The 26,341-nt window shown below is 66.2% G+C and carries 32 protein-coding genes; 15 read left to right on the top strand and 17 right to left on the bottom strand.

Annotation, left to right across the window (positions count from 1 at the left end):
* The first annotated feature begins 25 nt into the window (after nucleotides 1–25).
* From KQ305_RS02545 to KQ305_RS02555, 3 genes are read left to right on the top strand one after another with little or no spacing between them, the layout of a single operon-like run.
* On the top strand, nucleotides 26–718 hold the full coding sequence (locus KQ305_RS02545; protein WP_259723882.1) for a response regulator transcription factor: 693 nt from the start codon (nucleotides 26–28) through the stop codon (nucleotides 716–718).
* Nucleotides 719–1,819 carry a cell wall metabolism sensor histidine kinase WalK gene (locus tag KQ305_RS02550; protein ID WP_259723883.1) on the top strand — a complete coding sequence of 367 codons (1,101 nt, stop codon included), beginning with the start codon at nucleotides 719–721 and terminating at the stop codon, nucleotides 1,817–1,819.
* 1 nt (nucleotide 1,820) lies between these two features.
* Entirely contained in the window at nucleotides 1,821–2,681 is an 861-nt protein-coding gene (locus KQ305_RS02555; protein ID WP_311134309.1) for an aminotransferase class I/II-fold pyridoxal phosphate-dependent enzyme, read from the top strand.
* Nucleotides 2,682–2,694: 13 nt separating this feature from the next.
* Here KQ305_RS02555 and KQ305_RS02560 read toward each other — a convergent pair whose 3' ends face one another.
* The 4 genes from KQ305_RS02560 to KQ305_RS02575 are packed head-to-tail and all read right to left on the bottom strand — an operon-like array spanning nucleotide 2,695 to nucleotide 4,617.
* Nucleotides 2,695–3,411: a hypothetical protein gene (locus KQ305_RS02560; RefSeq protein WP_259723884.1), complete on the bottom strand. Its 717-nt coding sequence runs from the start codon at nucleotides 3,409–3,411 to the stop codon at nucleotides 2,695–2,697.
* Nucleotides 3,408–3,773, bottom strand: coding sequence for a biopolymer transporter ExbD (locus tag KQ305_RS02565; protein ID WP_259723885.1), 366 nt, complete (start codon nucleotides 3,771–3,773; stop codon nucleotides 3,408–3,410). Before KQ305_RS02565 ends, KQ305_RS02560 begins: the two co-directional genes overlap by 4 nt.
* Complete coding sequence (locus tag KQ305_RS02570) at nucleotides 3,770–4,123, bottom strand: hypothetical protein (protein ID WP_259723886.1); 354 nt, start codon at nucleotides 4,121–4,123, stop codon at nucleotides 3,770–3,772. Before KQ305_RS02570 ends, KQ305_RS02565 begins: the two co-directional genes overlap by 4 nt.
* Complete coding sequence (locus KQ305_RS02575) at nucleotides 4,120–4,617, bottom strand: MotA/TolQ/ExbB proton channel family protein (RefSeq protein WP_259723887.1); 498 nt, start codon at nucleotides 4,615–4,617, stop codon at nucleotides 4,120–4,122. The genes KQ305_RS02570 and KQ305_RS02575 overlap by 4 nt, the downstream gene beginning before the upstream one ends.
* Nucleotides 4,618–4,751: 134 nt before the next feature.
* On the opposite strand from KQ305_RS02575, the gene cysK reads away from it, so the two are divergent.
* The 3 genes from cysK to KQ305_RS02590 all read left to right on the top strand — a co-directional run bounded on the left by cysK (nucleotide 4,752) and on the right by KQ305_RS02590 (nucleotide 6,565).
* Nucleotides 4,752–5,732, top strand: coding sequence for a cysteine synthase A (gene cysK / locus KQ305_RS02580; protein ID WP_259723888.1), 981 nt, complete (start codon nucleotides 4,752–4,754; stop codon nucleotides 5,730–5,732).
* Between the two features lie 21 nt (nucleotides 5,733–5,753).
* Nucleotides 5,754–6,188, top strand: coding sequence for a hypothetical protein (locus tag KQ305_RS02585; RefSeq protein ID WP_259723889.1), 435 nt, complete (start codon nucleotides 5,754–5,756; stop codon nucleotides 6,186–6,188).
* Nucleotides 6,189–6,283: 95 nt separating this feature from the next.
* Nucleotides 6,284–6,565 (top strand): 2Fe-2S iron-sulfur cluster-binding protein, encoded by a 282-nt coding sequence (locus KQ305_RS02590; protein WP_254949548.1) that lies wholly within the window; start codon nucleotides 6,284–6,286, stop codon nucleotides 6,563–6,565.
* A 15-nt stretch (nucleotides 6,566–6,580) separates the two neighbouring features.
* Here the strand turns inward: KQ305_RS02590 and gorA are convergent, their stop codons facing one another.
* The 3 genes from gorA to KQ305_RS02605 are packed head-to-tail and all read right to left on the bottom strand — an operon-like array spanning nucleotide 6,581 to nucleotide 8,875.
* The gene (gorA, locus tag KQ305_RS02595) at nucleotides 6,581–7,939 is read right to left on the bottom strand and encodes a glutathione-disulfide reductase (protein WP_259723890.1); all 1,359 of its coding nucleotides are present in this window, start codon (nucleotides 7,937–7,939) and stop codon (nucleotides 6,581–6,583) included.
* Nucleotides 7,936–8,592: a pentapeptide repeat-containing protein gene (locus KQ305_RS02600; RefSeq protein WP_259723891.1), complete on the bottom strand. Its 657-nt coding sequence runs from the start codon at nucleotides 8,590–8,592 to the stop codon at nucleotides 7,936–7,938. The genes gorA and KQ305_RS02600 overlap by 4 nt, the downstream gene beginning before the upstream one ends.
* Complete coding sequence (locus KQ305_RS02605) at nucleotides 8,570–8,875, bottom strand: metalloregulator ArsR/SmtB family transcription factor (protein ID WP_216905208.1); 306 nt, start codon at nucleotides 8,873–8,875, stop codon at nucleotides 8,570–8,572. The genes KQ305_RS02600 and KQ305_RS02605 overlap by 23 nt, the downstream gene beginning before the upstream one ends.
* A gap of 147 nt (nucleotides 8,876–9,022) precedes the next feature.
* Between KQ305_RS02605 and acsF the strand changes: the two genes are divergently transcribed.
* Nucleotides 9,023–10,051 carry a magnesium-protoporphyrin IX monomethyl ester (oxidative) cyclase gene (acsF, locus tag KQ305_RS02610; RefSeq protein ID WP_259723892.1) on the top strand — a complete coding sequence of 343 codons (1,029 nt, stop codon included), beginning with the start codon at nucleotides 9,023–9,025 and terminating at the stop codon, nucleotides 10,049–10,051.
* A 43-nt stretch (nucleotides 10,052–10,094) separates the two neighbouring features.
* On the opposite strand, the gene KQ305_RS02615 is transcribed toward acsF, so the two are convergent.
* Nucleotides 10,095–11,027: an L-lactate dehydrogenase gene (locus tag KQ305_RS02615; protein WP_259723956.1), complete on the bottom strand. Its 933-nt coding sequence runs from the start codon at nucleotides 11,025–11,027 to the stop codon at nucleotides 10,095–10,097.
* 100 nt (nucleotides 11,028–11,127) lie between these two features.
* Nucleotides 11,128–11,424: a hypothetical protein gene (locus KQ305_RS02620; protein WP_259723893.1), complete on the bottom strand. Its 297-nt coding sequence runs from the start codon at nucleotides 11,422–11,424 to the stop codon at nucleotides 11,128–11,130.
* A 554-nt stretch (nucleotides 11,425–11,978) separates the two neighbouring features.
* On the opposite strand from KQ305_RS02620, the gene KQ305_RS02625 reads away from it, so the two are divergent.
* The 5 genes from KQ305_RS02625 to hemN all read left to right on the top strand — a co-directional run bounded on the left by KQ305_RS02625 (nucleotide 11,979) and on the right by hemN (nucleotide 16,712).
* Nucleotides 11,979–12,182 carry a hypothetical protein gene (locus tag KQ305_RS02625; protein WP_259723894.1) on the top strand — a complete coding sequence of 68 codons (204 nt, stop codon included), beginning with the start codon at nucleotides 11,979–11,981 and terminating at the stop codon, nucleotides 12,180–12,182.
* 172 nt (nucleotides 12,183–12,354) lie between these two features.
* Nucleotides 12,355–13,635, top strand: coding sequence for a hypothetical protein (locus KQ305_RS02630; RefSeq protein ID WP_259723895.1), 1,281 nt, complete (start codon nucleotides 12,355–12,357; stop codon nucleotides 13,633–13,635).
* Nucleotides 13,636–14,206: 571 nt separating this feature from the next.
* The gene (locus tag KQ305_RS15400; RefSeq protein WP_399230365.1) at nucleotides 14,207–14,446 is read left to right on the top strand and encodes a hypothetical protein; all 240 of its coding nucleotides are present in this window, start codon (nucleotides 14,207–14,209) and stop codon (nucleotides 14,444–14,446) included.
* Nucleotides 14,447–14,606: 160 nt separating this feature from the next.
* On the top strand, nucleotides 14,607–15,296 hold the full coding sequence (locus tag KQ305_RS02640) for a biliverdin-producing heme oxygenase (RefSeq protein WP_259723896.1): 690 nt from the start codon (nucleotides 14,607–14,609) through the stop codon (nucleotides 15,294–15,296).
* 45 nt (nucleotides 15,297–15,341) lie between these two features.
* On the top strand, nucleotides 15,342–16,712 hold the full coding sequence (gene hemN, locus KQ305_RS02645) for an oxygen-independent coproporphyrinogen III oxidase (protein ID WP_259723897.1): 1,371 nt from the start codon (nucleotides 15,342–15,344) through the stop codon (nucleotides 16,710–16,712).
* A 194-nt stretch (nucleotides 16,713–16,906) separates the two neighbouring features.
* On the opposite strand, the gene KQ305_RS02650 is transcribed toward hemN, so the two are convergent.
* From KQ305_RS02650 to KQ305_RS02660, 3 genes are all read right to left on the bottom strand, one after another.
* A complete protein-coding gene (locus tag KQ305_RS02650; RefSeq protein ID WP_259723898.1) occupies nucleotides 16,907–17,245 on the bottom strand; it encodes a P-II family nitrogen regulator in 339 nt (112 codons plus the stop codon).
* 13 nt (nucleotides 17,246–17,258) lie between these two features.
* On the bottom strand, nucleotides 17,259–18,707 hold the full coding sequence (locus KQ305_RS02655) for an ammonium transporter (RefSeq protein ID WP_259723899.1): 1,449 nt from the start codon (nucleotides 18,705–18,707) through the stop codon (nucleotides 17,259–17,261).
* Nucleotides 18,708–18,878: 171 nt separating this feature from the next.
* Entirely contained in the window at nucleotides 18,879–19,397 is a 519-nt protein-coding gene (locus KQ305_RS02660; RefSeq protein WP_259723900.1) for a phycocyanin subunit beta, read from the bottom strand.
* A gap of 120 nt (nucleotides 19,398–19,517) precedes the next feature.
* On the opposite strand from KQ305_RS02660, the gene KQ305_RS02665 reads away from it, so the two are divergent.
* From KQ305_RS02665 to KQ305_RS02675, 3 genes are read left to right on the top strand one after another with little or no spacing between them, the layout of a single operon-like run.
* Nucleotides 19,518–20,813, top strand: a complete 1,296-nt coding sequence (locus KQ305_RS02665; protein WP_259723901.1) for a glutathione S-transferase family protein — start codon at nucleotides 19,518–19,520, stop codon at nucleotides 20,811–20,813.
* A 26-nt stretch (nucleotides 20,814–20,839) separates the two neighbouring features.
* Complete coding sequence (locus KQ305_RS02670; protein WP_259723902.1) at nucleotides 20,840–21,415, top strand: DUF2808 domain-containing protein; 576 nt, start codon at nucleotides 20,840–20,842, stop codon at nucleotides 21,413–21,415.
* Nucleotides 21,416–21,461: 46 nt separating this feature from the next.
* On the top strand, nucleotides 21,462–21,740 hold the full coding sequence (locus KQ305_RS02675; RefSeq protein WP_259723903.1) for a DUF427 domain-containing protein: 279 nt from the start codon (nucleotides 21,462–21,464) through the stop codon (nucleotides 21,738–21,740).
* Nucleotides 21,741–21,745: 5 nt separating this feature from the next.
* Here the strand turns inward: KQ305_RS02675 and KQ305_RS02680 are convergent, their stop codons facing one another.
* The 5 genes from KQ305_RS02680 to KQ305_RS02700 form a co-directional block, all read right to left on the bottom strand.
* Nucleotides 21,746–21,997: a hypothetical protein gene (locus tag KQ305_RS02680; RefSeq protein ID WP_311134310.1), complete on the bottom strand. Its 252-nt coding sequence runs from the start codon at nucleotides 21,995–21,997 to the stop codon at nucleotides 21,746–21,748.
* A 60-nt stretch (nucleotides 21,998–22,057) separates the two neighbouring features.
* A complete protein-coding gene (locus KQ305_RS02685; protein WP_259723905.1) occupies nucleotides 22,058–23,218 on the bottom strand; it encodes an NAD(P)/FAD-dependent oxidoreductase in 1,161 nt (386 codons plus the stop codon).
* The gene (locus KQ305_RS02690) at nucleotides 23,215–23,634 is read right to left on the bottom strand and encodes a tellurite resistance TerB family protein (RefSeq protein ID WP_259723906.1); all 420 of its coding nucleotides are present in this window, start codon (nucleotides 23,632–23,634) and stop codon (nucleotides 23,215–23,217) included. The genes KQ305_RS02685 and KQ305_RS02690 overlap by 4 nt, the downstream gene beginning before the upstream one ends.
* A gap of 110 nt (nucleotides 23,635–23,744) precedes the next feature.
* Nucleotides 23,745–24,011, bottom strand: coding sequence for a DUF3136 domain-containing protein (locus tag KQ305_RS02695; RefSeq protein ID WP_259723907.1), 267 nt, complete (start codon nucleotides 24,009–24,011; stop codon nucleotides 23,745–23,747).
* Between the two features lie 140 nt (nucleotides 24,012–24,151).
* Complete coding sequence (locus KQ305_RS02700) at nucleotides 24,152–26,320, bottom strand: glutamine synthetase III (RefSeq protein WP_259723908.1); 2,169 nt, start codon at nucleotides 26,318–26,320, stop codon at nucleotides 24,152–24,154.
* Nucleotides 26,321–26,341 lie beyond the last annotated feature (21 nt).

Raw genomic sequence — 26,341 nt, forward strand, 5'->3', positions numbered from 1 at the left:
CCCCGTAGACCCTGATAATGCCGGGATGCATCCCCCCCTCCTGGTTGTCGAGGACGACGACACGATCCGCGAAACAATCCGTGACGTCCTCGTTCTGGAGGGGTTCTCCGTCACGGCCTGTGGCAATGGCCGTGAAGCCCTGCGCACCCTGCAGGAGTGCCCGCCGGGCGAGGAGTTCTCCCTGGTGGTGCTGGATCTGATGCTGCCGGGCCTGGGCGGGCTGGATCTCTGCCGCCAGCTGCGCTCCGCCGGCAACCAGACCCCGATCCTGGTGGTCAGTGCCCGCGACAGCGAGACCGACCGGGTCTTGGGGCTGGAGGTGGGTGCCGACGACTACCTGATCAAGCCCTTCGGCCTGCGCGAGCTGGTGGCCCGCTGCCGGGCCCTGCTGCGCCGCAGCCGCTCCGTGGAGGTCAGCGCCAAGGTGTTCCACCACGCCAACCTCAGCCTCTTCCCCGAGGAATGCCGGGTCACCCGCGATGGCCTCGAGATCAATCTTTCGCCCAAGGAATACCGGCTGCTGGAGCTGTTCATGCAGAACCCCCGCCGCGTCTGGAGCCGCGACAAGTTGCTGGAGCGGGTCTGGGGCTACGACTACTTCGGTGACAGCAAGACCGTCGACGTCCACATCCGCTGGCTGCGCGAAAAGCTGGAGGCCAATCCCTCCGCCCCCGAGCATCTGATCACCTTCCGGGGCTTCGGCTACCGCTTCGGCTGAATGGGGTTGTGGCTGGCGGGGCTGGTCGGGCTTGCCCTCGGTTGGCTGCTGGCCCGCCGCCGCAGCCGGCCCGGGCAGAGCCTGACCGGACTTTCACCTCGTCAGCTGATGCGCTGGATCGCCGAGGCTCCCGATGGCTGGTTGATTCTCGATGGGGCCGATCGGATCCAGCTGATCAACCTGCGGGCCGAACGGCTGCTGGACGTTCCCGGGGCGGGGCTGCGCCGTCAGGAACCGCTCAAGCGAGTCTGCCCTTCTCCTCAGCTGCTCGAAGGGATCCGCAACGCCCGCCGTCGGGAGCGTCCCCAGCGCTTGGATTGGGAGCCCGGCAACCAGCAACTGGCCGTGTTCGTCCTGCCTGGCGAGGGCGGCTGGGTGGCGGTGCTGCTCCAGAACCGTCGTTCGCTCGAAGCGCAGCTGGAGCAGCAAGAGCGCTGGGTGAGCGATGTGGCCCACGAACTCAAGACGCCCCTCACGGCCCTGCTGCTGGTGGGCGACAGCCTGTCTGCCCACGTCAATGACGCCAATGCGGTGCTGGTGGAACGGCTGCAGCGGGAGTTGCTGCGGCTGCAGCGGCTCGTCGGCGATCTGATGGAACTCTCCCGGCTGGAGAACACCCTGCCCGAGGGGATGCGCCAGCGCAGCCGCGTCGATCTACCCCAACTGGTGCAACAGGTCTGGCAGGGTCTGCGCCCCTTGGCCGAGCGCCGTTCGATCCGTCTGCAGCTGACGGCCGAGGCCCCCCTCACGGTGTTGGGCGATGGCTCGCGGTTGCACAGGGCCGTGCTCAACCTGCTCGACAATGCCCTGCGCTACAGCCCGGACGGGGGCACGGTGCAGGTGGAGATCGACGCGACGTCGGGGTGGTGCACGCTGACCATCCGCGACGAAGGCCCTGGCTTGAGCGTGGACGACCTGGAGCACATGTTTGAGCGTTTCTACCGCGGTGATCCCTCCAGGGTGCGCAGCGACCGGGGTGGCAGCGGTCTGGGGCTGGCCATCGTCCAGCAGATCGCCGTCACCCACGGCGGTCGCATCCAGGCCTCCAACCATCCCGACGGTGGGGCCGTGATGGAGCTTCTCTTGCCGTTGGTGGCCTGAGATGGGGCCGGTTTTCCCGAGGGCGGCGGGGCGGATGGCGGCGGTGGCCGATCCGGTGATCGCCCAGGTGGGTGGCCTGCTGCGCCAGGGCCCCGAGGCCCTCTCCCTGGCCCAGGGCATGGTGGCCTGGGCGCCACCGCCAGGGGTGCGCCGGGCCGTGGCCCTGGCGCTGGCGGAGCCGGATCGGCGACTCGATCGCTATGGGCCGGTGCAGGGGGAGCCGGCCTTGCTGGAGGCCGTGCGGCGCGAGCTCAGCGAGGAGCGGGGCCTGGATCTGGAGGGCAGCGACCTGCTGGTGACCGCCGGCAGCAACATGGCCTTCAACGCCATCGCCCAGGTGCTCTGCGACCCCGGCGACGAGGTGCTGCTGCCGCTGCCGTTCTATTTCAACCACGCCATGGCGATACGCCTGGCCGGCGGCGTGCCCGTGCCGGTGGCGGCGGGGCTGGTGCCCGATCCTGACCGACTGGAGGCGGCCATCACCTCCCGCAGTCGCGCCATCGTCACCATCTCCCCCAACAATCCCAGCGGCCTGGTGACGCCGCCGGAGGTGCTGGCGGCCATCAACGGCCTCTGCCACCGCCATGGGTTGGTGCATGTCAGCGATGAGGCCTATGCCGACTTTGTCCATGGCACGGTGCCCCATCGGGGTCCTGGCCGGCTGCCCGGCAGCGGTGGCCACACGGTGTCCCTGTTCTCCCTGTCCAAGGCCTACGGCATGGCCGGCTGGCGGGTGGGCTATGCGGCGGTCCCCCGCCAGCTGATGGGCGCCCTCGCCAAGGTCCAGGACACGGTGCTGATCTGCCCGCCCCAGGTGAGCCAGAGGGCGGCCCTGGCGGCCCTGGATGGTCCCGGCCGCTGATTCCTGTCGCCCCTCAGGGGTTGGCGCTGACCGTTTTGCTGTGGCCCGCGGCGGCCAGCATCCAGAGCCCTGTCCCCTCCGGCCACAGCAGCAGCAGCTTGCCTCCGGAGAGGACGGCGAGGGGATCACTGAAGGGCAGCCCGGCGGCGCGTGCCTTGGCCAGGGGCAACCGCCGCCATTCCAGGCCGTCCGCCGGCACGACCATCCCGTCGGGAGACTCCCCTGTGGCCGTTGCCTGCTCCCACAGACCCGCCAGGGCCGTGGCTTCGGACGGCTCGACGGGCCGGGCCTGCAGGGCGAGGGCGAGCAACTTGCTGGCCGCGGTTGGTTCCGCGCCGGCCCTGGAGAGTGAACGGTCCTGGGCGGCCCCCCGCTCCGCCGCCGTGGCGGTCGTCGCCAACCGGTCCTGGGACCTGGTGGCGCGGGCGTCGTTGCCACGCCGGCGGCCGGCGGTCCCGGCGCGCGGTTCGGCCGGCAGATCGGTCGGCGGTGGCGGTGGCAGGGAGCTCAGGGAAGGCAGGGCCAGCAGGGGTAAGGACGGCTCCCGGGCCTGCTGGCGGCTGAAGCGCAGCAGCTCTGGGGTGTCGTCCGCCGTCGCTGCCGCCCTGTTGGGTGCCGGGCGCTGGGAGGTCCGCAGGGTCGGCAGCAGCAGCAGCCCGTTCAAGGCCAGGGCCACCAGCAGGGGCAGTTGGAGACGCCGCCAACCGGGAAAGGACAGGATGGCTTTCATGGCAGCTGCAGTTCCAGGGGCAGGTCCGAGCGGCCCAGCTGCCCCATCAGCCGCTGCACCACCCCCCAGGGCACGTCGCGATCAGGGACCAGCCGCACGGTGGGCTGTCCCTTGCCGGCTTCGAGTCTCTGGAGCACGCCGATCAGCTGCACGCTGGGGATTGGCTGGTTCCACAGCCGCAGCTGCCCATCAGCGGCCAGGTGCAGTCTGACGATGCCCTGGCTCGCCGGCCGTTGGGCCAGCCGCTGGGGAACCAGGACCAGTGCCAGGGTCAGCAGTGCCAGTCCCGTTGCCATCGCCCCCAGGGCGAGGGCGTCCAGCGATGGCAACCAGGGCCCGTTGGGGTCGGTTTCGGCGTTCATGGCCCCTTGCCCGGCAGGGCCAGCACCACCGGCCGGGGGCTGATTGAACGCAGATGGGCCAGGGAGCCGCTCACCTGCCCCAGCGGCAGCGTGGCGGTTGGTAGGAAACGGATTTCGGTGCTGGCCGGCTGGGAGGCCAGCAGGCCCGGCAGCCGGCCGCGGGACACCGGCTCCCCGTTGACGAACCAGCGATCCTCAGCCGCCTGCACGATCCACAGGGCGCCGGTGAGGGCCTGCCCGCCCTGGGGGCGCAGCCGCGGCTGGCGTTCCCGGGCCAGGTCGGCCAGGGCCGCGACCGATCCGCACAGCAGCAGGGTCAGCCCAACGAGAGAGGCAAGGGCGTAGGTCATGTCTGGGGGGCCCAGGGCCGCCCGAGGCGCTGCAGCCGCAGGCACTGGCTGCGCCGCAGCCATTGGTTGGCGACCAGGCTCGTGCTGGCGATCAGGCTGATGATCAGCCCCAGGGCTGTGCTCAGCAGCACCTGGCCGAAACCGGCCAGGTTGGCGCCCGCCGGCAGCAGCAACTGGGGGCCAAGGCTGGAAAGCACCTGCATCAGACCGAGCACGGTGCCCACCAGCCCCAGCAGGGGTGCCAGCACCACGGCGGCCTGAAGCAGCGGTTCACCGAAGCGCATCTCCAGGTCCCAGTCCTCCAGCCTCCGTCCGGCGGCAGGGCCCCCCTGCTCCGCCAGCAGCCGCTCCCACTGCTGCCGGCGGGAGACTCGAGTTCGCCACCAGTTCCACCAGTAGCGGCCCCGGTCGAGGGCCACCGTCACCACGGCGATGGAGAGCAGCAGAAGGAGCAGGGCGACGGGCCCATTGATCCCGGGGATCGTTGTCTTCACCCCTGGCGACGTTCCATGGCTAAGGCTGATCGTATGGGCCGGTGTCGCCGGCACGACGTGCCGCAGCTGCTTGACAGTCTTCTGCGCGCGAACGCTGTCTAAGGTGCCCATGGACCGGATCTTGAGGGAGCGCCATGAGCCCCATCCACGCCGATAACAGCCTCAGCATCGGGCAGACCCCGCTGGTGGAGTTGCATCGCGTCACGGAGGGTTGCGGAGCTCGGGTGCTCGCCAAGATCGAGGGCCGCAACCCGGCCTATTCGGTGAAGTGCCGCATCGGCGCCGCGATGATCTGGCAGGCGGAAAAGGACGGTCTGCTGGGGCCCGGCAAGGAACTGATCGAGCCCACCAGCGGCAACACCGGCATCGCCCTGGCCTTCGTGGCCGCCTCCCGGGGCATCCCCCTCACGCTCACGATGCCGGAGACGATGAGCCTGGAGCGGCGCAAACTGCTCACGGCCTACGGCGCCAACTTGGTTCTCACCGAAGGTCGGCTCGGCATGGGCGGGGCGATCGGCGCGGCCCGGGAGCTGGCCGAATCCGATCCGGACCGCTGGGTGATGCTGCAGCAGTTCATGAATCCGGCCAATCCCCGCATCCACCACGACACCACAGGGCCAGAAATCTGGAAGGACACCGACGGTGTTGTGGATGCGTTGGTGGCGGGCGTCGGCACGGGCGGCACCATCACCGGCGTCAGCCGCTACATCAAGACCACCCTGGGTAAGCCCCTGGTGTCGGTGGCGGTGGAGCCGCTCAACAGCCCCGTCATCCGTCAGACCATCGCCGGCGAGGACCTCAAGCCTGGCCCCCACAAGATCCAGGGCATCGGCGCCGGATTCGTGCCCGCCAACCTGGATCTCAGCCTGGTCGATCGGGTCGAGGCCGTCAGCGACGAGGAGGCGGTGACCATGGCCCGCCGCCTGATGAAGGAGGAGGGGATCCTGGCCGGCATCTCCTGCGGCGCCGCCACCGTGGCCGCCCTGCGACTGGCCAGGGAAGAGGCTTTCGCGGGCCGCACGATCGTGGTGGTGCTGCCCGATTCCGGCGAGCGCTACCTCAGTTCGGTGCTGTTCGAGGGCATGTTCAACGAACGGGGCCTGGCCGCCGTCTGATCCCTTTCGAGGCCACCGACGATGAGTTATCTGCGCCAGATCATGCAGCGGCTCCACGACCGCTCCACCCCGTTGCCGATGGCTGAGCGGGGTGAGGCCCAGGGCCGCCTTGATGAGCATCTGGCCCTCTACGGCGCACGCCTCGAGTCCTGCAGCGACGCCATGCTCCAGTACGAGGCCGCCTGGCTGGAGCAGCACATCGAAACCCTAGAACTCTGTGGGAGCCAGCCCACCATGCTGGCCAGTGCCGGTGGTGCCGAACGGGTCCAAGCGCTGCTGCAGGAAAGCCTCCGCTTCCGTGAGCGGCTTGAGCTCTGCCGGGGGCAGCGGGGGTTGGAGGGAGATGGCGTGCGGGCCGCCGTCGTGGCCAGTGAGCATGCCTGGGAGCTCTCCGATCCCGCCCTGCGGCGGGCCTGGGGCTTCCCCACCGACCCGCCCACGGGCCTTGCCGCCTGAGGCGAGCGTGTGCACGGTCGCGCACGCTGTACGCCTCGATACACCCCCCGGGCCAGGGCTCCCCAAGGATTCCTTGCGATCTCTTCAGCGGCGCCATGGCCAGCTTCACGATCAGCCTGGAAGGAGGCAAGTCCTTCACTTGTCCTGACGACACCTACATCCTTGATGCGGCTGAGGAGCAGGGCATCGATCTGCCCTATTCCTGCCGCGCCGGGGCCTGCAGCACCTGTGCCGGCAAGATCCTCTCCGGAAGCGTCGACCAGTCCGACCAGAGCTTCCTCGACGATGAACAGATCGGCGAAGGCTTTGCCCTTCTCTGCGTCAGCTACCCGCTCTCCGACTGCACCATCAAGCCGGGCGTCGAAGAGGATCTCTGATCGGCTTGAGCCCGATCAGCCGGGCATGGTGACGAACTCCTCGGCCACCGAGGGGTGCAGGGCCATGGTGCGGTCGAAGTCGGCCTTGGTGGCCCCCATGCCGATGGCGATCGCCGCCATCTGAATGATCTCGGCGCTGTGCTCGCCCACCATGTGGCAGCCCACCACCTTGTTGGTGGCGGTTTCCACGATCAGTTTCAGCAGCACCCGGGGGCCGCGGGCCGGCAGGGCCTGGGCCATGGGCCGGAAGCGGGCCCGGTGGACGCGGATGCCGTCGGTGCTGAAGCGTTCGATCGCCGCTTCCTCGCTCAGTCCCACCCCGGCCAGTTCCGGCTGGCTGAACACGGCACTGGCCACCAGGTCGTGGTTCACCTGGCGGGGTTTGTTCCCATACACCGTGTCGGCGAAGGCGCGACCTTCATCCACCGCCACCGGCGTCAGGTTGATCCGGTCGGTCACGTCACCCACCGCATGGATGTGGGGCACGTTGGTGGTCTGGTCGGCATCCACCGGGATGCGATGGCCTTCCACTGCCACCCCCGCGGACTCCAGCTGCAGCCCGTCGAGGAAAGGCCGGCGGCCGGTGGCCAGCAGCACGCCGCCGCAGGGGAGCACCTCGCCGCTCTGGGTGACGAGCTCCAGGGCTCCGGGCACGCCGGTGATGGCGGCGGGGCTGTGGGCGAAGCGGATCTCGATGCCTTCGGCCTCCATGGCCTCCTGCACGGCCGAGGAGGCCTCCCGATCGAAGCCCCGCAGCAGGTGATCGCCCCGCACCAGCAGGGTCACCGCCACGCCCAGGCCATGCAGGATGCAGGCGAACTCGCAGGCGATGAAGCCCGCTCCCACCACCACCACGCGCTCCGGGAGGCTCTCCTGCAGGAACATGTCGTCGCTCACCCAGCCCAGTTCGGCCCCGGGGAACACGGGCCGGTGTGGGCGGCCGCCGGCGGCGATCAGGATCCGTTCCCCCTTGAGCCGTCGGCTGACGGTGGATCCTTGGACGACATCGATGTGGTGGGGATCGGCGAAGCGGCCCCAGCCCCGCACCAGCTCGACGCCGGCCTTTTCCAGCAGGCCGATATGGAGCTCATTGAGCCGGTCCACCTCGCGGCGCACGTTGGCGAGCAGCACCGCGGCATCAGGCCGGAAGCCATCCAGCTGCCAGCCGTAGCTGGCCGCATCGGCCAGCAGGTGCCGGTAGGCCGAGCCATAGACCAACAACTTCTTGGGCACACAACCGCGGATCACGCAGGTGCCGCCCACCCGATCGCCCTCCACGATCGCCACCGAGGCCCCGTAGGAGGCCGCCCGTTTGGCGGCGGCGAGGCCACCAGAGCCCGCCCCCAGGACGATCAGATCGAAGCAGTCGGTCATGGCAGCAGGGCGTCGTGGAGCAGGGTGCCATCCAGCATGGCGTCCCGTAGATCGGTGTCCCGCAGGTCGCAGCCGCTCAGGTCGGCGTCGCGCAGATCGGCCCTCTCCATGTTGGCGCCGTAGAGGCAGGCGCCGCGAAGGTCACTGCCCTGCAGCAGGGCCCCCTGCAGCAGGGCGAAGCTGAGATCGGCCGCCTGGAAATCGGCCCCGCCCAGGTCGGTGCGCTGGTCGAGCCCCCCCCGGAAGTCGGCCTCCACAAGCCGGGCGGTCCGCCAGCGGCTGTGGGCCCCCAGGACGCCCCGCAGGCAACAGCGGTGCATCAGGGCGCCGCCGAAATCGGCCCCCTGCAGCCGGGCCGCCGACAGGTCGGCGTCGTGCCAGAAGGAGCCGCTGGCCGCCACGGCCGAGAGGTCGGCCCCCCAGAGCAGCGCCTGCTGGAGGCAGGCGCCCTCCAGGTTGGCTCCCGCCAGGCGGGCATGGCCGAACCGCCCTTCTTTGAAGCAGGCACCGCTCAGGTTGCAATCGCCGAGATCGAGGGCGACCCCATCGAGATCACCCAGCCGCAGGCCGGCAAAATCGCGTCGGCCCTCGGCCAGGGCGCGTTTGAGGGCGTCCAGGTCGGCGGGGAGGTCAGAGGATGGCCGCAAGGGCATCGAGTTGCTGACGGCGGGAGGCGAGCATCAGCTTTCTGGCCTGAACCAGGAGCTGGAAGACGCCCTTGTCGATGACTTCATAGAACACCAGGCTGCCTTCGGGACGGCGGCGCACCACACCGGCGATCGTGAGCAGCTTGAGATGCTTGGACACCAACGCCTGGCTGAGGCCGGTCTTCTCGACGACGGCGGTCACATTCAGCGGTCCCGGACGCAGGGTCTCCAGCACGGTGAGGCGGTTGGGTTCGGAGAACACCTTGAAGTAGTCGGCCAGGGATTCCATCGACCGCTCCAGTGCCTGGGATGGAGCAAATGATACCACGCTGTCGTCTCAGACCAGTCATGCAGAATCGTGAAAACAGCCTTCTGCATCAACTGGAACACGTAGTATCACGTTGTCGTTATGACGTGATACTACGTCGCCACCCTGATGACAGCCACCCTCTCCTCCGGCGCCGCGGCCCCGCACCTGCACGAGGACCTGCTGACGCCGCGCTTCTACACGACCCAGATCGCCAAGGCGGCCCGCACCGACCTGGAGCAGCAACGGCCGGCCTTCGACGCGATGCTGGCCGAGATGGAGGCGGACTACAACCGGGAGCATTTCGATCGCAAGGCACCGCTGGATCGGCTCCGGGATCTCAGCCCCGAGGAGAAGCAGGCCTACGAGAGCTACCTGGTGCGTTCCTGCGTGTCGGAGTTCTCCGGATTCCTGCTGTTCAAGGAGCTCTCGCGCCGGCTGTTCCAGGCGCAGCGCCCCGAACTGGGGCGGCTGTTCCAGCTGATGGCCCGCGATGAGGCCCGCCATGCCGGCTTCCTCAACCGGGCGCTGGTGGCCGAAGGCATCGAGATCGACCTGCCCAGCCTGAGCACCAAGCGACCGATCACCTGGTTCCCCCTGAGCTGGGTGCTCTACAGCGTCTTCCTGTCGGAAAAGATCGGCTACTGGCGCTACATCCTGATCGACCGCCATCTCAAGGACCATCCCGACAGCAACGTCGCGCCCCTGTTCGATTTCTTCGAACCCTGGTGCCAGGACGAGAACCGCCATGGCGACATCTTCAACATGCTGATCCGCTGCTGGCCTGGCCTGCGCCAGGGGTTTCGCGGCAAGTTGCTGAGTCGTTTCTTTCTCTGGTCGGTGTTTCTCACCCACAGCCTCACGGTGTGCGAGCGCGGTGACTTCTACCAAATTCTGGGCATGGATCCGCAGCGGTTTGATGCGGAGGTGATGCGCCAGACCAACCGCACGGCCCGCCGTGCCTTCCCCTGGGTCTTCGACCTGGACAACGGCCAGTTCATCGCCCTGCGCGATCGCCTCGTCGCCTGCTTCCAGGAGATGGGCACCGCCCGCCGCCAGGGGGACTCTCCGCTGCACCAGCTCGGCCTGAAGCTGCGCTTCGGTGGGTTGCTGTGGCGCCAGTTCTTCCAGCCGATGCTGCGGGTGGAAACGGCCTGAGGGCGCGGGCTCGACACGCCAGTCGTTCCCCAGCGTCCACGCCTCAGAAACCCGCCTCGTCGAGCATCCCCCGCAGTACTTCAGCGCTGTGACGCAGTTGCCCCATTTCCTTCTCGGTGAGGGCCATCTGCACCAGGGCGGCAGCGCCGCTGTCGTTGACGATCGTGGGCAGGCTGAGGCAGACATCGGGCAGGCCGTAGTGGCCGTGGCTGCGGCTGCTCACGGTGAGCATCTGGTCCTTGCTGCGCAGCACCGCCTCGACGATCTCGGCGGTGGCTAGCCCGATCGCCCAGGAGGTGCTGCCCTTGAGCCGGATGATCTCGTAGGCCGCCTGGCGCACCTCGCCGTGGAACAGCTCCTGAAGCTCAGGATCCGCCAGGGTGCGGCTGCCCTCCCAGCCGCCATCGATCAGCCCCGAGCCGGCCACCATCACCCGGCTCCAGACCGGCACCTCCGAATCTCCGTGTTCGCCGATCACGCAGGCCTGGACGTCGTGGGGATCGATCCCAAGACGGCGACTGATGGCCATGCGGAAGCGGGCGGAATCGAGCACGGTGCCCGAGCCGATCACCCGGTGCGCAGGGAAGCCGCTCAGCTGGCCGGCGATGTGGGTGAGCACATCCACCGGGTTGCTCACCACCAGCAGCACCGCCCGGGGGCAGTGGCTGGCGATCGGTGGCACGAGCCTGCGGAACAGGGCCGCATTGCGCTCGATCAGCTCCCGCCTTGACTGTCCGGGCTGCTGGGCCACACCGGCGGTGATCACCACCAGATCGGCGTCCCGGCCCTCCTCCTCCACGGTCCCGGCCCGCAGATCGGTGCGGGGCAGGAAAGGCAGGCCATGGCAGAGGTCCATCACCTCCCCCTCCAGCCGGTCATGGGCCACATCCACCAGCACCAGGTCCTCCTGGCAGCCCCGATGCAGGATCGCCACGGCGCAGGCCATCCCCACGGCGCCGCAGCCCACGATCACCACCTTGCGGCCGGGCAGGGTGCGCCCCCGCGCCTGGGCGCCGGTGGGCAGCAGCAGGTTGCAGAACGGGGCTGCTGAGGCGTCGCCGACGGCCGGGGTGAGATCAGGCAACGGTTTCCCCGATCAGAACATCGCGCTGCAGCAGTGTCATGACCTCCTGGATCTGGGCGGCCCGGCCCGGTGGCATGGAAAGCTCGTCGCCCAGGGTGGTGAGGAAGGTCGCCTCCTCGGGTTTCACCACCCGATCGCAGAGCACCAGCTGGACGGCCAGGCCGAAGGCCACCTCCTGCTGTGCGGCCGTGAGGGCCGGTACGGCCTGGCGGATCAGTTCCTGCCAGTGATCGCGGCGGAAGAGGTGCAGAAGTCCATCAATGAGCTCGCCGAAAGCCAGCGGCGTCATGCTCCTGTAAGGGGAGCGATGGATCAACTGCTCCTTGAGGAGGCGAGCCTCTTCACGTCCGAAGTTGCTGTCACAGCAAACGGCAGCCAGAGGAATGGCCGCGAAAGCCTCGGCGGGGGTCAAGGTGCATCCCTGATCATTTGCATGCATTGCAGCTCCCCTCTGTGAATCAGGAAGCCACTGTGACACAAACCTTGGTAAACTCCACTTTCAGTGCTTTCGCCTGCCAGCAGCATCTTTTCCCTTATGGAGTGCATGGAAGCTCTCCCGTCAAGCTGCCTGGGACACCCTCCTCGGTGATGCCCGATGCGAGGATCTGACGATGACTGCGGCGCAGGTTTCTAACGGCAGCAGCGCCCACCCGGGCGCCGCGGTGACGCCGGAAGGCATGAACTTCTGCGTCTATTCCAAGTTCGCCACCCGGGTCGAACCGCTGTTGTTCGATCGGGAGAACGACGCTGTCCCTGGGCTCCTCGTCGCGTTGGATCCAGTGGGGCAGCGCACCTACAACTATTGGCATTGCCAACGCCTACTGGGAGGGTCTGGAGTTCCAATTGCCGCCTGCCTACAGGGGCGGCATCCCCTGGCGCCTGTGGATCGACACCGCCCTGCCCTCCCCGCTCGACATCAGCGACTGGGGGAGCGCGCCTGCGGTCACCGCCACCTACTACCGGGTGGAGGCCCGCTCGGGGGTGGTGCTCTTCGTGCCGCTCAGCGGCGACGGGGCCGATTCCGGTACGCCCATCGCCCGATCCTGAAGCCACAGAGCTCCACTGCCGCTCCCTTGCGCAGACGGGGCGGCGCTCCTCGATCATTTCACGCAAGGCCCTGAAGCCACCCCGGGCTGTGCAGTGTCCCCGCATCAACAGGGTCGCTGCCGGCCTCTGACAGCGGCTTCTTCCACTGGCTCACCTGGATCGGGTGCGCCACATGGTCGCCTCCATGGCGAGCTTGGCCTTAGCTTCAGGAGTGAAATCGCTGCTGATGCCACTGCCTATGCCGAGAGCAATGGTGGTAACTAAATCCATGGTCTATTCGCTGGTGGTGGCTTCCGCCGGTGCATTTTTGAAGAATCACACCCCTAACTATGGGTGGTGCAGGAGCATCCCAGACCTTCGGGCTCTGCTGTTGAAATCCCATGCTGAACTCGCCTTTCAGACTGTTACCTCAGTCATGCGCCCATCTCTCCATATCGAGAAGGAGCTCGGAAAGGCCTGTGGTGAATCATGCTTGAATCTCTACTATGACCTGGCTTATTTTTCGGCGTTACTTTTTGGTGTTCTGCTGTTATCGAGAACCCTTTTTCGCATCCTTCAAGCGCCAACGCAACTCCCACACGAGCAGCGCTGGGCCCGATGGATTCTCTTCATTCTACCCGTCTACATTATATTGTTTTCAGGCGGGTCATTTGTCGATGCCTTATATCCTGCGTCAATCATAGGTCTGCTTGCCTTGATTCACTTGGACGGCGGAAAACGTGTCAGCGTTTCGGTTGGTGCTTCGGCCTGCTTGCTTGCCTTGTTCTTCACATATTCTGCAGACATGTCGAGGCCCTACGCTCCCTATGTCCTGGCATTAATTCTCTTGTCTTCGATGCTGAATAGAAAATTATTGGTGACTTCAGGGCTTCTGCTTGGACTTCTTCTGGCATCGCCCTACCATGTCAACCAGTATCGCCTGATTAATACATTCACACTTACAAACTACACGGGCTGCAATCTTGCTGAGGTCTTCATTTATGCACCGAACATTAAAGTCGGCATCGATATGTCGATGCACAGCGGAATTGAGGTGGCAGAGTATTGCAATGAAAACCAGCATATCATCAAGAGCTATATCCTGTCTGATCCACTGAGCGCCATGAGGGATGTTCTGGAGCCTCAGCGCTTGGCACGAATTGTTTTTCCGGCGCCCTTTTCACCATGGAAGTACATCCGGCTTCCCAGTCCAGCCAGGCTTGAGGAGGCGCTGCAATGGCTTATGTGGGTAGCTCTTTGCATTTTTCTCTACTACCCTCTTCTGCGCATGATTCTTGCCAATCTCTGGAAAAGCGTGAGCAAAAGGGGATTGGCATTCTCGGCGTTAGCCTGCTTCGCTCCTCTCCTCTTTACGATTGTGGGCAATGGCGGGCAAGAGGCTGGCCGCCTAAGTCTGGCCTATATCCTGCCCTTGGCATTCTTTTTCTCCTGGCTACAATTAAAAAGACATTAAATAACCGCCAATAGTGTTTCGTATTCAAGCTGTTCCGCATTCAAGGCTGAGGCTTTTACTGTGACTTCCCTGCTCCAGCTGCGCGTTACGGACTGGATGCGGTCAGACGCCAAGAAGCAAGGAGGGCGCCAGCGATTCTGTTCGGTTCGGAATCATTCCTTCCATGGGACACGCTTCTGCCCCTGATCTCGTCCACTTCTCACCAGGTGATCGTCAAAGAAGGTCGTCTCCGTTTCCTTTGGAGGTGATGCCGCAGATCCACCTGCTGCAGCCATGGTTCACCCTCTAGGACCCACTGATGCAGGAGATGCTGATCGAGAAAGGCTAGCTTCCGTTGTTATACCCAGTATGGATAGGAGCGTAGGCCAGATTCTGGATAACATCATGATCTGGCCTTCCGTCATTGCTTCCACTGCTGCGCATAAGGCTTTGTCTTTTGGATGCATTGCCATATCGAGGTTGATGCTGCATCTGACTTGGTGCACTCTTTTGTCAGGACTGCTGCCAATGTGCCTGAGGGGAACACAGCTGTGCAGACCCATTTGGAAGTGGGACGATTCGACAGCTCTCCTTGGCAGCCTGGGGCCGGCGGCAGATCGGCAAGGAACTGCCCAACGCGGCCCTGGCGACGGTGCGATTTGAGACGCCACCGGGCCGGCAGCTGCAGGCCGGCTTTGGCCAGTGCATGGTGAGGATCGGCAGCGAGCGGATGCGGATGCACCTGGCGGTGCTCACCCAGGGGTACTCGTGCCGGCTGCTGGTGCGGGCGTTCCGCGGCGAGATGCAGAACTGGCCGTCCTCGCTGAGCTGACGCAGGGGACCCACCGGAAAGGAGAGGGCACCAAGGGGTGCCGGGTGCGGATGCGGGGGGTGCAACAAATTTACTGCAATTGCAGCATGTAACAACAGTAGCGTTATAACGTATGAAGACGTGCCCCCTGGGCCCCGATTTCCCCTTGGCACCGTTCCCCATGACCACTGCCATCCCTGCCGCCATCTCCGATCACGCCAGGCCTGCCGATGTGCTGGCTCGCAAGGGTTTCGGCCCCCGGGTGCGCCGGCTCCATGCCCGCATCGGTGCCGCCCACCACCAGGCCGAGGGCATGTCCTTCTCCCGGTCGCTGCTGGCGGGCCAGGCCCACCCCCGCCAGCTGGCGGCCCTGGTCCGTGCCCTCGCCCCTGCTTACGAACTGATCGAGGTCCAGGGCCCCCTGCTGGCTGCCGCCCTTGGGGCCGAGGGCTTCCCCTGGGCCGACCTGGCCCGCAGCCAGGCCCTGCGCCAGGACATCGCCAGGCTCGCCGTTGTCCCGGCCACGCCCGCTTCTGCGGCGGCCGGGATCTGGTTGGAGCATCTGCAGCGCCTGGCCCAGCAGGCCCCGCACCGGTTCATGACCCACATCTACGTGCGCTACGGCGGCGATCTCTCCGGTGGCCAGCAGCTGGCAGAGCAGGCCAAGGCCATCCTCGCGGGCCAGGGCTTGCCGCCCCTGCAGTTCTGGGAGTTCCAGCGCCCCATCCCCGAGCTGAAGCAGGTGCTGCACGACGCCATCGAACGGATGGAGCTCAGCGAAGACGAGGAGCGCGAGCTGCTGGAGGAATCGGTGGTCGCCTTCCTCGACACCCAGCGGTTGCTGGCGGAGCTCGGGGACCTCGCCGCCTAGCCGCCCCGCCTGAACCCCTCTACCCCTTGCCCCCTCCCCCCTCCCATGACCCCAGCGGCCACTGCCTCATCGCCCAGCGCCACCACGATCGATCTGCTGCTCAAGCACGACCGGCCCGTGCCCCGCTACACGAGCTACCCCACGGCCGCGGCCTTTCACGGGGGTGTCACGGCGGCCGATCTGGGGGCCCAGCTGGCCCTCCCCACCGGCGAGCCTCTGTCGCTCTATGTGCATGTGCCCTTCTGCCGCAACGCCTGCTGGTTCTGCGGCTGCAACCGCGTCACCACCGGCGCCGGTTCGAAGGTGGTGGGTCCCTACCTGGAGGCCCTGGCCGCTGAACTGGAGCTGATCTCGCGCCACTCCGCCCAGCGGCGGCGCCTGGCCCAGCTCCACTGGGGCGGGGGCACCCCCAACTACCTGACGATCCCTGAGCGCGAGAGCCTCTGGCGGTTGATCGAGCGTCACTTCGATCTGGAGGACGACCTGGAGGCCTCCATCGAGGTCAATCCGGAGGTCCTCAGCCGGGAGGATGTGGTCGCCCTGCGTCGCCTGGGCTTCACCCGGATCAGCTTCGGTATTCAGGATGCCGACCCCCAGGTGCAGCAGGCGGTGAACCGGGTGGTCCCGGTGGACCAGCTCCGCTTGGCCATGGTCTGGATGCGGGAGGCTGGCTTCGACAGCGTCAACGTGGATCTGATCTGCGGTCTGCCACTCCAGACCCCGGAGCGTTTCGACGCCACCCTGGCCCTGGTGGAGGACCTGCGCCCCGATCGGGTGTCCCTGTTCTCCTTCGCCTACCTCCCCGACCAGCTGCCCCTGCAGCGCAAGATCGCCCGGGACGATCTTCCTTCCCAGCGGCAGCGGCTGCAGATGCTGGAGAGCGCCGCCTCCCGGCTGGGGGGGTGCGGCTATGACGCCATCGGCATGGATCACTACGCCCTCTCCGGCGACAGCCTGGCCGTCGCGGCGCGGCAGGGGCGCCTGCACCGCAACTTCCAGGGCTACACCACCGGCGGAGAGCTGGAGCTGCTGGGGGTGGGGCCCACGGCCATCAGCCAGTTTCCCGGGCTGTTCAGCCAGAACCAGCGGGATCTGAAAGCCTATGGGGCCAGCATCGCCGCCGGCCAGTTGCCGGTGGAGCGGGGCTTGCTGGTCAGCGATCCGGAGGTGCTGGAGCGGCGGGAACTGATCCGGGAGGTGATGTGCCAGTTCCGGGTGGCGATCGATCCGCAGCGCTTCAGCCGCGAATGGGACGATCTGACGCTTCTTGCCGATGACGGACTGGTGCGGCTCAGCCAGGCCGATGGCCAGGGCCTGGTGGAGGTCACCGCGTCGGGCCGTTGGCTGATTCGCACCGTGGCGGCCGTGTTCGACCCCTCCCAGCGCCAGGCAGCTTCGGGATCGCGCCTGATATGAGCCGGCCTCAGCCCTCCAGCAGGCCGATGATCTTCAGTTCGAAGGGCACGGCGCTGGGAGGCTTCACGCACCCCGAGGCTGAGCCGTTGGCCTTCGTCCAGGCCCCTCCCGGCTCCGCGGCTCCACAACAAAAAAGGAGCTGACCCTGGTGGGCAGCTCCTCGGAACGCGCTCGCAGGCGCCGGCAACCGGTGATCAGAGGGTGGCTTTGCCGGTCTCTCCGGTGCGGATACGGATCACGTTTTCCACTGGGGAGACGAAGATCTTGCCGTCGCCGATTTCGCCGGTATGGGCAGCCTCGGTGATGGCAGTGATTGCCGCTTCCAACTTTTCAGTGGGGACGACGATCTCGATCTTGGACTTGGGAAGGAACTCGACGGTGAACTCGGTGCCGCGGTAGCGCTCAATTTGGCCTTTCTGGCGACCGAATCCCCGGGAGTCGGTCACCGTCATGCCGATGATTTCGAGGGCGAGGAGGGCTGTCTTGATGGCGTCCACCTTGGAGGGGCGGACCATGGCCGTGATCATTTTCATGGAGGATTTTAAATCAGTTGGTCATGGGATCGTACGCCTCTTCGCCGTGAGCCACGAAGTCGAGACCGCGCTCTTCGTCTTCGGCACTGACCCGGAGAGGCATCAGGGCGCCGAGAACCCAGAGAATAATGGCTGTGCCGAGGGCCACGAAGCCGTAGGTGAAGAGTGTGGCCTTGAGCTGGGCGATGAAGAGGCCGAAGTTACCGGACTCCTCCATGATTTTCGCCGAGAGTGGGAAGTAATCCGCAGGCACGAGAGTTTTCGAGGCAAGGATTCCTGTGAGCAGGGCGCCCAAGGTGCCTCCCACCCCATGAACCATGAAGGTGTCGAGAGAATCATCGAACTGGATGGCCGCCTTGATCCTCACGGCAATCAGACAGGCTGCTGAGGTAAGGATGCCGATCAGAATGGACTGTGGCATGTAAACAAAACCGGCGGCGGGAGTGATGCCCACAAGACCCGCCACAGCTCCGGTGGCCGCGCCCACGGCTGTGGGTTTGCCATCCTTGAACCACTCAATCATGCACCAGGTGAGAAGGCCGGCCGAAGCCGAAGTGGTGGTGGTGAGGAATGGGAAGCCGGCGGTTTTGGAGGCGAACATGCTGGCGCCGTTGAAGCCGAACCAGCCGAACCAGAGCAGACCTGCACCCAGGAGGATGAAGGGCACGTTGTGGGGCGGGCGCTTGCTGTTGGGCCAGGTGGTGCGGGGGCCGATGATCGCCGCAGCCACCAATGCCGCGACCCCAGAGGCAATGTGCACAACAGTGCCGCCGGCGAAATCAATCGCGCCAATGGTACCGAAGGGACCGATGAAGCCTCCACCCCAGACCATCTTGCACATGGGGGAGTAGATCAGCAGGCTCCACAACAGACAGAACCAGAACCAGGCCTTGAAGCTGATCCTCTCCACCAGGGCACCGGAGATCAGTGCCGGGGTGATGATGGCGAACATGCACTGAAACAGTGCGAAGGAGGTAGCGCTGATCGGGAATCCCGGGGCCAGCGCCTTGTCTCCCAGTTCGCCTCCGAGCCCATTCAGGAACATCGTGCCGAGGCCGCCGATGAAGGGGCTGCCGAAGCCGGTGTCGAAGGCCAGGCTGTAGCCGATCACCACCCAGAGAACACCGATGAGCCCCATCAGGAAGAAGCTCATCATCATGCAGTTCAGCACGTTCTTGGAACGGGTGAAGCCGCCGTAGAAGAAGGCCAGGCCGGGGGTCATCAGCAGGACCATGGCCGAGCCCACCAGCATCAGCAGGGTGTCGGCCCCATCGGTGGGTGCCGCGGCCAGCGCGGCCTTGGCAGAACCCGCCAGCAACGGGCCGATTCCAGCTCCAAGGGCCAGCAGACAGAAGGCGGCACGACGGAGTTGGGGATCCTGGAATCTGACCAGAACCCGGGTGCGGAAGCGGTCGAAGGCTGCCTCTGCGGACAGACCTCGACCTGTGGAAGACAGGGTCATGGTGGAGGGGGGGGAACCTATGAAAAGTTCATGGGAACACGATCCGCTGCGACGTTGCATCGCTATGTAGCGAAACGAACAAAGTTTCCCGTTGGCAAGCGAACGGTCACAAAAAAAGGCCGGGACGCTGGCCCCGGCCTTGATTCTCTTGGTGAAAGATCCCTGAGCGGATCAGGAGACAGCAGCGGCGGCCCGGTCGAAGTAGGTGCCCACTTCGGACATCAGGGCGGCGCAGTCCCCCTGGGTGATGCCGTTGCGATCGCTGGCGATGGCGATGGCGGCCTCCTTCATTTTGCGGATGCCTTCGGCCACGGAAGCGCCGGGGACGCCGAGAGCCAGGTAGGTCTCGCGCAGACCGTTGAGGCAGCGATCCTCAAGAACGGAGGCATCGCCCGTGAAGATCGCGTAAGTGATGTAGCGCAGAACGATCTCCATGTCGCGCAGGCAGGCGGCCATGCGGCGATGGGTGTAGGCGTTACCACCGGGGGCGATCAGGGCGGGCTGCTGATCAAACAGGTCGCGGGCCGCGTTGGTGACGATCTTGGAGGCGTTGGAGGTGATGCGGTTGACGGTGTCCATTCGCTTGTTGCTCTCGGCCACCATGGCCGCCAGCGCATCAATCTGACCGGGGCTGAGGAATTCGCCGCGGGCGTCAGCCTGGGCCACGAGCTTGGTGAAGGCGTCGAACATGGGGTGTGGCTGGGGAGCGTGGGTAGAGCGACTTTAGGTTCGTTCTCCGTGGGGGTGCGAGGGCCCGGGCAGAGAAACCTCCCGATGGCGTGTCTAGGCTGACCTGCCCTTTTGCCCCTCATGGCCGGCGTCGCATCCGAGCGTTTCGAGCCGTTGGACTGGGAGGCGCTGACCTCTGAAGCGGCGCCAGCCCTGGCGTCGCTGGCCTTCAGGGATCCCGCCACAGGTCCCACCAGTGCCCAGGCCCTGTGGCGTCTGTTCGGCCGTCCGGAAGGGGAGGTCCGGGTGACGCTGTACCGGGACCACCACGCCTGGTGCCCCTACTGCCAGAAGGTCTGGCTGTGGCTGGAGGAGAAGCAGATTCCTTATCGGATCCGAAAGGTGACGATGTTCTGCTACGGGCAGAAGGAACCCTGGTACACCGATCTGGTGCGGGGCGGCATGCTGCCGGCCCTTGAGCTGGATGGCCGTCTGATCACAGAAAGCGATCGCATCCTGGAGGCCCTGGAGGTGGCCTTCGGTCCTATGGGCCTGGGGATGAATTCTCGCGAAGCGCTTCCCCTGCGGCAACTGGAGCGTCAGTTGTTCCGGGCCTGGTGCCAGTGGCTCTGTGTCCCGAGCTGTGGGGCCGCTGAGGAGGCCCGGGGCCAGCAAGGCTTCGATCGCTTTGCCGAGCGCTTGGCGATCGCCCTCGCTGCCGACCCGGGGCCGTTTCTGCTGGGGGAGCTGGGCACGGTGGATCTGATCTTCGTGCCCTACCTCGAACGCATGAACGCCAGCCTGGCCTACTACAAGGGCTATCTGCTGCGGGAGCGTCACCCCGCCATCGACCGCTGGTTCCGCGCCCTCGAGCAGCGCTCCACCTACCTGGGCACCCAGAGCGATTTCCACACCCACGCCCACGATCTGCCTCCCCAGATGGGGGGCTGTTACGCCAGCGGTACGCCGCAGCAGAAGGACCTGGCGCAGCGCATCGATGTCGGCCCCTGGCCGCTGGTGGCACCCCCCGGCTCCGACCCCGAAACCAGCCAGGGCGAGCCGGCCGATGCGGCCACTATTGCCCTGGCCAGGGTCCTGCGGCACCGGAACACCCTGCTGGTGCGCAACCCCCTCGGCCCGGACGGGCTGGATCGGCCCTTGCGCTGCGCGCTCACCCGCCTGATCACCGGCCAGGAGTGCCCACCGCCGCCGGGATCGGCCAGGGGTCTGCGCTATCTGCGTGATCGCATCAGTGTGCCGAGGGACATGCCCCTGCACGCCGCCCGTCTGCTGCGCCGTTCCCTGGAGGCCACCGCCTGCCTGGATCCGGCCGACCCCTCGGCAGCGGGGGAGCCGATTCCGGTCCAGCATCGCCGCGACCAGGATCCGTCTCCGTTTCTGGCCGGTGCGCATCGCTCCGCCGGAGTGTCCCTTTAGCCTTAGCTCCTCTGGTTGCGGTGGCCATGGCAGGTCTTTCGTGGCGTCATCCCCTCGGGGACTGTGCCGGAATCCTGCCGCTGGCAGCCCTTTCCCTCCTGCTCGTTTCCGCCCATCCCGGCGTCCATGCCCTGGAGCTGGGAGGCCGCACCCAGTTCGTTCGAGCCCCCTGGAAGGTGGTTCTTACCAGCTACACCACCAATGTGGGCCAATCCCCGGCCGAGTACTTCTTCACCCTCCGCCTGGATGAGCAGGCGGGTGCCTCCCTCGGCGGCCTGACCATCCAGCAGACCCGTGGTGCCGACTGGCAGTTCCCCTTCGCGGTCGAGCGGACCCGTGCGTTCCTCGGCGTCCCCCGCCGCGAGGAGCGGCCGATCCCTGTGCAGGCCAGCTTTGAGCCTGCCGCTCGCCGCTTCACCCTCAGTTTCCCCGAACCCGTCCCCCCCGGCGCAACCGTCACCGTGTCCCTGCGGCCCTGGTTCAACCCCATCCAGGCCGACACGTACCTGTTCCAGGTGACAGCGAGTCCTGCCGGCCCCAACCCAATGACCAGCCCCGTGGGGGTCGGAACCCTGCGCATCTACCAGCCCAACGACTGGTAGGTCGTTAGCAAGGCGCCAGAATGAAACCACTTCGATCGGCGACACCATGCAGGCCAGCTGGAACGGAAAGGTGATCGCCAGCAGCGACGACATCGTGACGGTGGACGGCAATGCCTACTTCCCGTCGGAATCCCTGGATGGCGCCTGCATCCGGCCCTCCAGCCATCGCTCGATCTGCGGCTGGAAGGGGGAAGCCCACTATTACGACCTAGTCGTGGACGGCAAGGAGAATGCCAATGCTGTCTGGTACTACCCGGAGCCGAAGGAAGCGGCCAGCAACATCCGTGGCCGGGTCGCCTTCTGGAAAGGGGTGACGGTGGCCTGAGGCCCTCAGGTGCCCGGGTAGCGCAGGGTGCGCCATTCGCCGCTGAGGGTGCTGACCTCCACACCGATCCCCACCGGCCCCTGCACGGGCCCAAACTCCTCCTGCCACCAGTGGAGCGCCTCGCTCCAGGCCGCATCCAAGGACTCGTAGAGGTCGTCGAGGATGGGATGGGGTTCACCCTGTTGATCCACCAGCCTGTAGGTGCGACAGGTCTGGGAGTTGCTGCGCAGACGGGTCTGAGGTAAGGAGATCGCCACGTCTTGCCTCGTAAACTGGATTAGCATTCTGCCCCCTGTGCCAGATCAGAACTGTCACCTTCACAACATCTTTCGGTGTTGCTCCGGCGGATGGGCCCCGGCGGCGTCCCGGCTGGGAGGGCGTTTCCGTCCCGTGCGATGGCTGACCTGGCGGCTGCGCTCCTGGTAGCGGTGCACCACCGGCAGCCTCTCCTCCTGGTAGGCCTGCAGGGCCAGCACGGGGCTGGGGGAAACACCCGGTGCGAGTCGTGAGGCCAGGGCTACCGCATCCTCCAGTCCCGCCGTCATCCCCCGGGCCTGGGAGGAACTCATGGCATGGGCGGCGTCGCCGATCAGGGCCACCCGCCCTGCAACGAGCGCTGGTAGGGGATCGATGTCGAACGACCAGTTCGCGACCACCCCTTCCGGTGCCGTGGCCCTGATGATCGCGGCCGCATCGACGGGAAGCTTGGCGAGAGCTGCTGCCGGCACCCCCTCCTCCAGCAGCCGCTGCCGTGTCGCACGGTCGCTGGGGAGCTCCTCCTCCTGGAAGAAGCCCCAGTGGGTTCGCCCCCGTCCCTCCCCGTCGGGGCCGAGATCGAAGAAGTTGGCATAGATGCCCCGGCCGCGGGCATAGACGAAGAAATCCCCGCCGGCGCAGAAGGTCTCGTCCGTCACGACCCCACGCCAGACCCGATCCCCTAGGTATTGCAGGCGTCGTTCGGGGCAGAGCAGGGTGGCCACCTTGGAGAAGATCCCGTCGGCCCCGATCAGCAGATCGCCCGTCCAGGGCGGGCCCTTGGCGAACTGCACCTCGACTCCCTCCTTGCTCTGGATCCAGCTGACAAGCGATCGCCCGCCATGGAAACAGGCGGGATCGAGATGGCCCCAGAGGGCGTCGAGGATGGCGCTGCGGTGAATCAGCAGCGACGGCAGCTCCCCGGACTCCCGTTCGGCCGGGCTGGCTTCGATCAGATCACCCCTGAGATTGCGGAAGACGAACCGCTGCACGGGATGGCCGCCGGCCAGAACGTCGTCGAGCAGACCTGGGATGGCGGCCGCCGCCACCGCCTCGACGCCGCTCTTCACCAACAGAATGCCGCAGCCCTCGGTGCGCAGCCGTGGTGAGCGCTCGAACAGGGAGACCATGTGGCCCTGGCGCTGCAGCATCAAAGCGAGCAGCAAGCCCGAGCTGCCGGCCCCCACCACGGCGATGCGCAGGCCGGTGGAGGCGGAACTCATGCGCTCACGGCAGGCTCCAGGATGCTGGCATGGAGGACGTCCATCACCTCCATGACCTTGTTGGTTTCCTCCGGATCCAGGCGCAGGGTGGTGGCCAGATCGGCGAGGATTTTCTGCTCCTGCTCCTGCAGGGGGCCGTCGGAGCGCATGATCTCCGCCGCCACCGCGTAGGCCGTGTGCCGCTGGCGATCATCGAGCACCGCGGCTGCTTCTTCCATCAGACCGATCGATCCCTTGGCCCGCAGGCCCTGAAGCAGGGTGTCCATCAGGGTGATCATCTCCTTGTCACTGCGACCCTTGAAGGGGGCGCGGTAATCAAGGGCGTGGCGCAGGGCCCGTGTGCCCGCCATGGTGAGCGCCCCATCCCAGGAGACGGCGGCGAGAGCGACCGCGGCGAAGGCCGTAGGTGCGTCCATGAACAACGTCGAAAGCAGGGGAACACCTGTCATCGTTCTCTCCAGGGGTGCCTGTCAGTGGCCGATGCGACCGAATCCGGGAAAGAGTCCCCGGCGCGGCCGGCCGATCCTCAACGTTTGGAGACCGCACCCCCGCCGGTCCCGCCCTCCCGGCAGAGCTTCAGGTAGAGGGCATCGGGTTCCTGGTAGCGGGCCGGGCGACAGTCGTGCAGGCGGGCCAGCTGCTGCCAGCACACGGTCCGCTGCACGTTCTTGAGGCTCTTCCCTTCCCGCACCAGCATCCTCATGGCCCGGCAGTAGGAGCCGTAGTGATCTTCCAGATCCCGGAGTTCGGGGGATCCGTCGGCGGCGGGGAGCTGGTCGGCAGGAAGACTCATGCAACGACTCCAGCACCTCCGGCCGCGGGTCGACTGTGCCGAAGGGAACCAAGCTGCAGATCGTGAGGTCTCTCCGGCTTGAGGTCCAAACAAAAAAGGAGGGCCCCGCAAGGCCCTCCCTATTGCCACGTTTGGGGCGTTCAGCGGATGAACAGCATCTCCTGGTAGGAGGGCAGAGGCCAGAGGTTGTCGTCGACCAGGGCCTCGAGTCCATCGACCGCTTCCCGCAGCTGGTGCATCAGGGGCATCAGGGTGTCGGCGGAATAGCGCATGTGCGCCATGGTGCCGTGGGGGGCCTGGCTGATGGCAGTTTCGAGCGCACTGCTGAACTCCATCAGCTTGGCGCTGAGGGACGCGACCTTGTGCTGGGTTTCCGGGGACACCTGGAGGCCCATGGCGGTCTGCAGTTGGAGGGAACCGGCCAGTTCACCCAAATAGCGCATGGCGGCCGGGTAGATCTGGGTCTGGGCGATCTGCACGGCCAGCTTGGCCTCCACGTCGATGGCCAGCACGTACTGCTCGGCATAGACCTCGAAGCGGCTTTCCAGCTCCAGGGGGCTGAGGACGCCCTGACTGGCAAAGAGGTCGCGGATTTCAGGACGTTGCAGCACCGGCAGGGAATCGGCTGTGGTGGGCAGGTTCTCCAGGCCCCGCTCCTCCACGGCCATGCGGTGCCAGTCGCTGGAGTAGCCATCGCCGCCGAAGACCACATTGCCGTGGTCGTTCATGATCTGCTTGAGCACGGAGAAGGCGGCACCCGGCAGGCTTTCGCCCGCGGCCATCTTCTGCTCCAGCTGATCGCTCATGTAGGCGAGCGAGTCGGCCAGGATCGTGTTCATGGCCACCAGGGGCCCCGCCACCGACTGGTTGGAGCCGACGGCACGGAACTCAAAGCGGTTGCCTGTGAAGGCGAAGGGGGAGGTGCGGTTACGGTCGCCGGGATCCTTGGGGAACTCCGGCAGGGTGTCGACGCCGAGTTGCATGACGCCGGCGTGGGTAGAGCCGGTCACGTCGCCGTCCTTGATCTGGCGGAACACATCCTCGAGCTGGCTGCCGAGGTACATCGAGATGATCGCCGGCGGGGCTTCGTTGGCGCCGAGGCGGTGATCGTTGCCGGCGGTGGCCACCACGGCCCGCAGCAGGGGGCCGAATTTGTGAACCCCGCGGATGACGGCGCCGCAGAACAGCAGGAACTGCATGTTCTCGTGGGGGGTGCTGCCCGGATCCAGCAGGTTGCCCTGGGTGGGATTGCCCACCGACCAGTTGACGTGCTTGCCGGAACCGTTGATGCCCTCGAAGGGTTTCTCGTGGAGCAGGCAGTTCATGCCGTGGCGCCGTGCCGTGCTCTTGAGGATCGTCATCGTGAGCTGCTGGTGGTCCGTGGCCACGTTGGCCGCCTCGAAGAACGGGGCGAGCTCGAACTGGCCGGGAGCCACTTCGTTGTGGCGCGTCTTGGCGGGGATTCCCAGCTTGTACATCTGGCGTTCCACGTCCTGCATGAACACCTGAACCCGCTGGGGGATGGCGCCGAAGTAGTGGTCGTCGAACTGCTGGCCCTTGGCGGAGGGCTTGCCGAAGAGGGTGCGGCCGGCCAGCAGCAGGTCGGGACGCAGGGGCACGTAGGCGCTGTCGATCAGGAAGTACTCCTGCTCGGCACCGCAGCTGGAGTTGACCGGAGCCACGTCGGTTTCACCGAGCAGCCGCAGCAGGCGCTGGGCCTGCTTGTTCATCGCGGCGTTGGAGCGCAGCAGGGGGGTCTTCTTGTCGAGGGCCTCGCCGGTCCAGGAGATGAAGACGGTGGGAATGCAGAGGGTGAGACCGTTGGGGGTCTCCATCAGGAAGGCGGGGCTGGTGATGTCCCAGGCGGTGTAGCCGCGGGCCTCGAAGGTGGTGCGGATGCCACCGCTCGGGAAAGAGGAGCCGTCGGGTTCGCCCTGCACCAGCACCTTGCCGGTGAATTCGGTGATCACCGAGCCATCGCCCTGCACCGAGATGAAGCCGTCGTGCTTCTCGGCCGTGGCGTTCGTGAGCGGGTAGAAGACGTGGGCGTAGTAAAGGGCGCCGCGACCGGTGGCCCATTCCTTCATCGCCTGGGCCACCACGTTGGCCACCGAGACGTCGAGCTTGCCGCTCTCTCGGATGGTGCGCTGCACCGACTTGAAGATGTCCTTGGGCAGCGCTGCCTTCATCTTGGCCAAGCTGAACACGTCGCTGGCCCAGAGATCATCGAGGGACTCGATGGGAGGCGTCACCACCGGAAGACGACTGTGAATCTCCTGCAGGGCGGCGAAGCGTTGGGGACTGGGCATCGGAGAAGCTTGGATTCGGCT

It is taken from the genome of Synechococcus sp. CS-1332, from assembly GCF_025127995.1.
Lineage (GTDB): Bacteria > Cyanobacteriota > Cyanobacteriia > PCC-6307 > Cyanobiaceae > Cyanobium.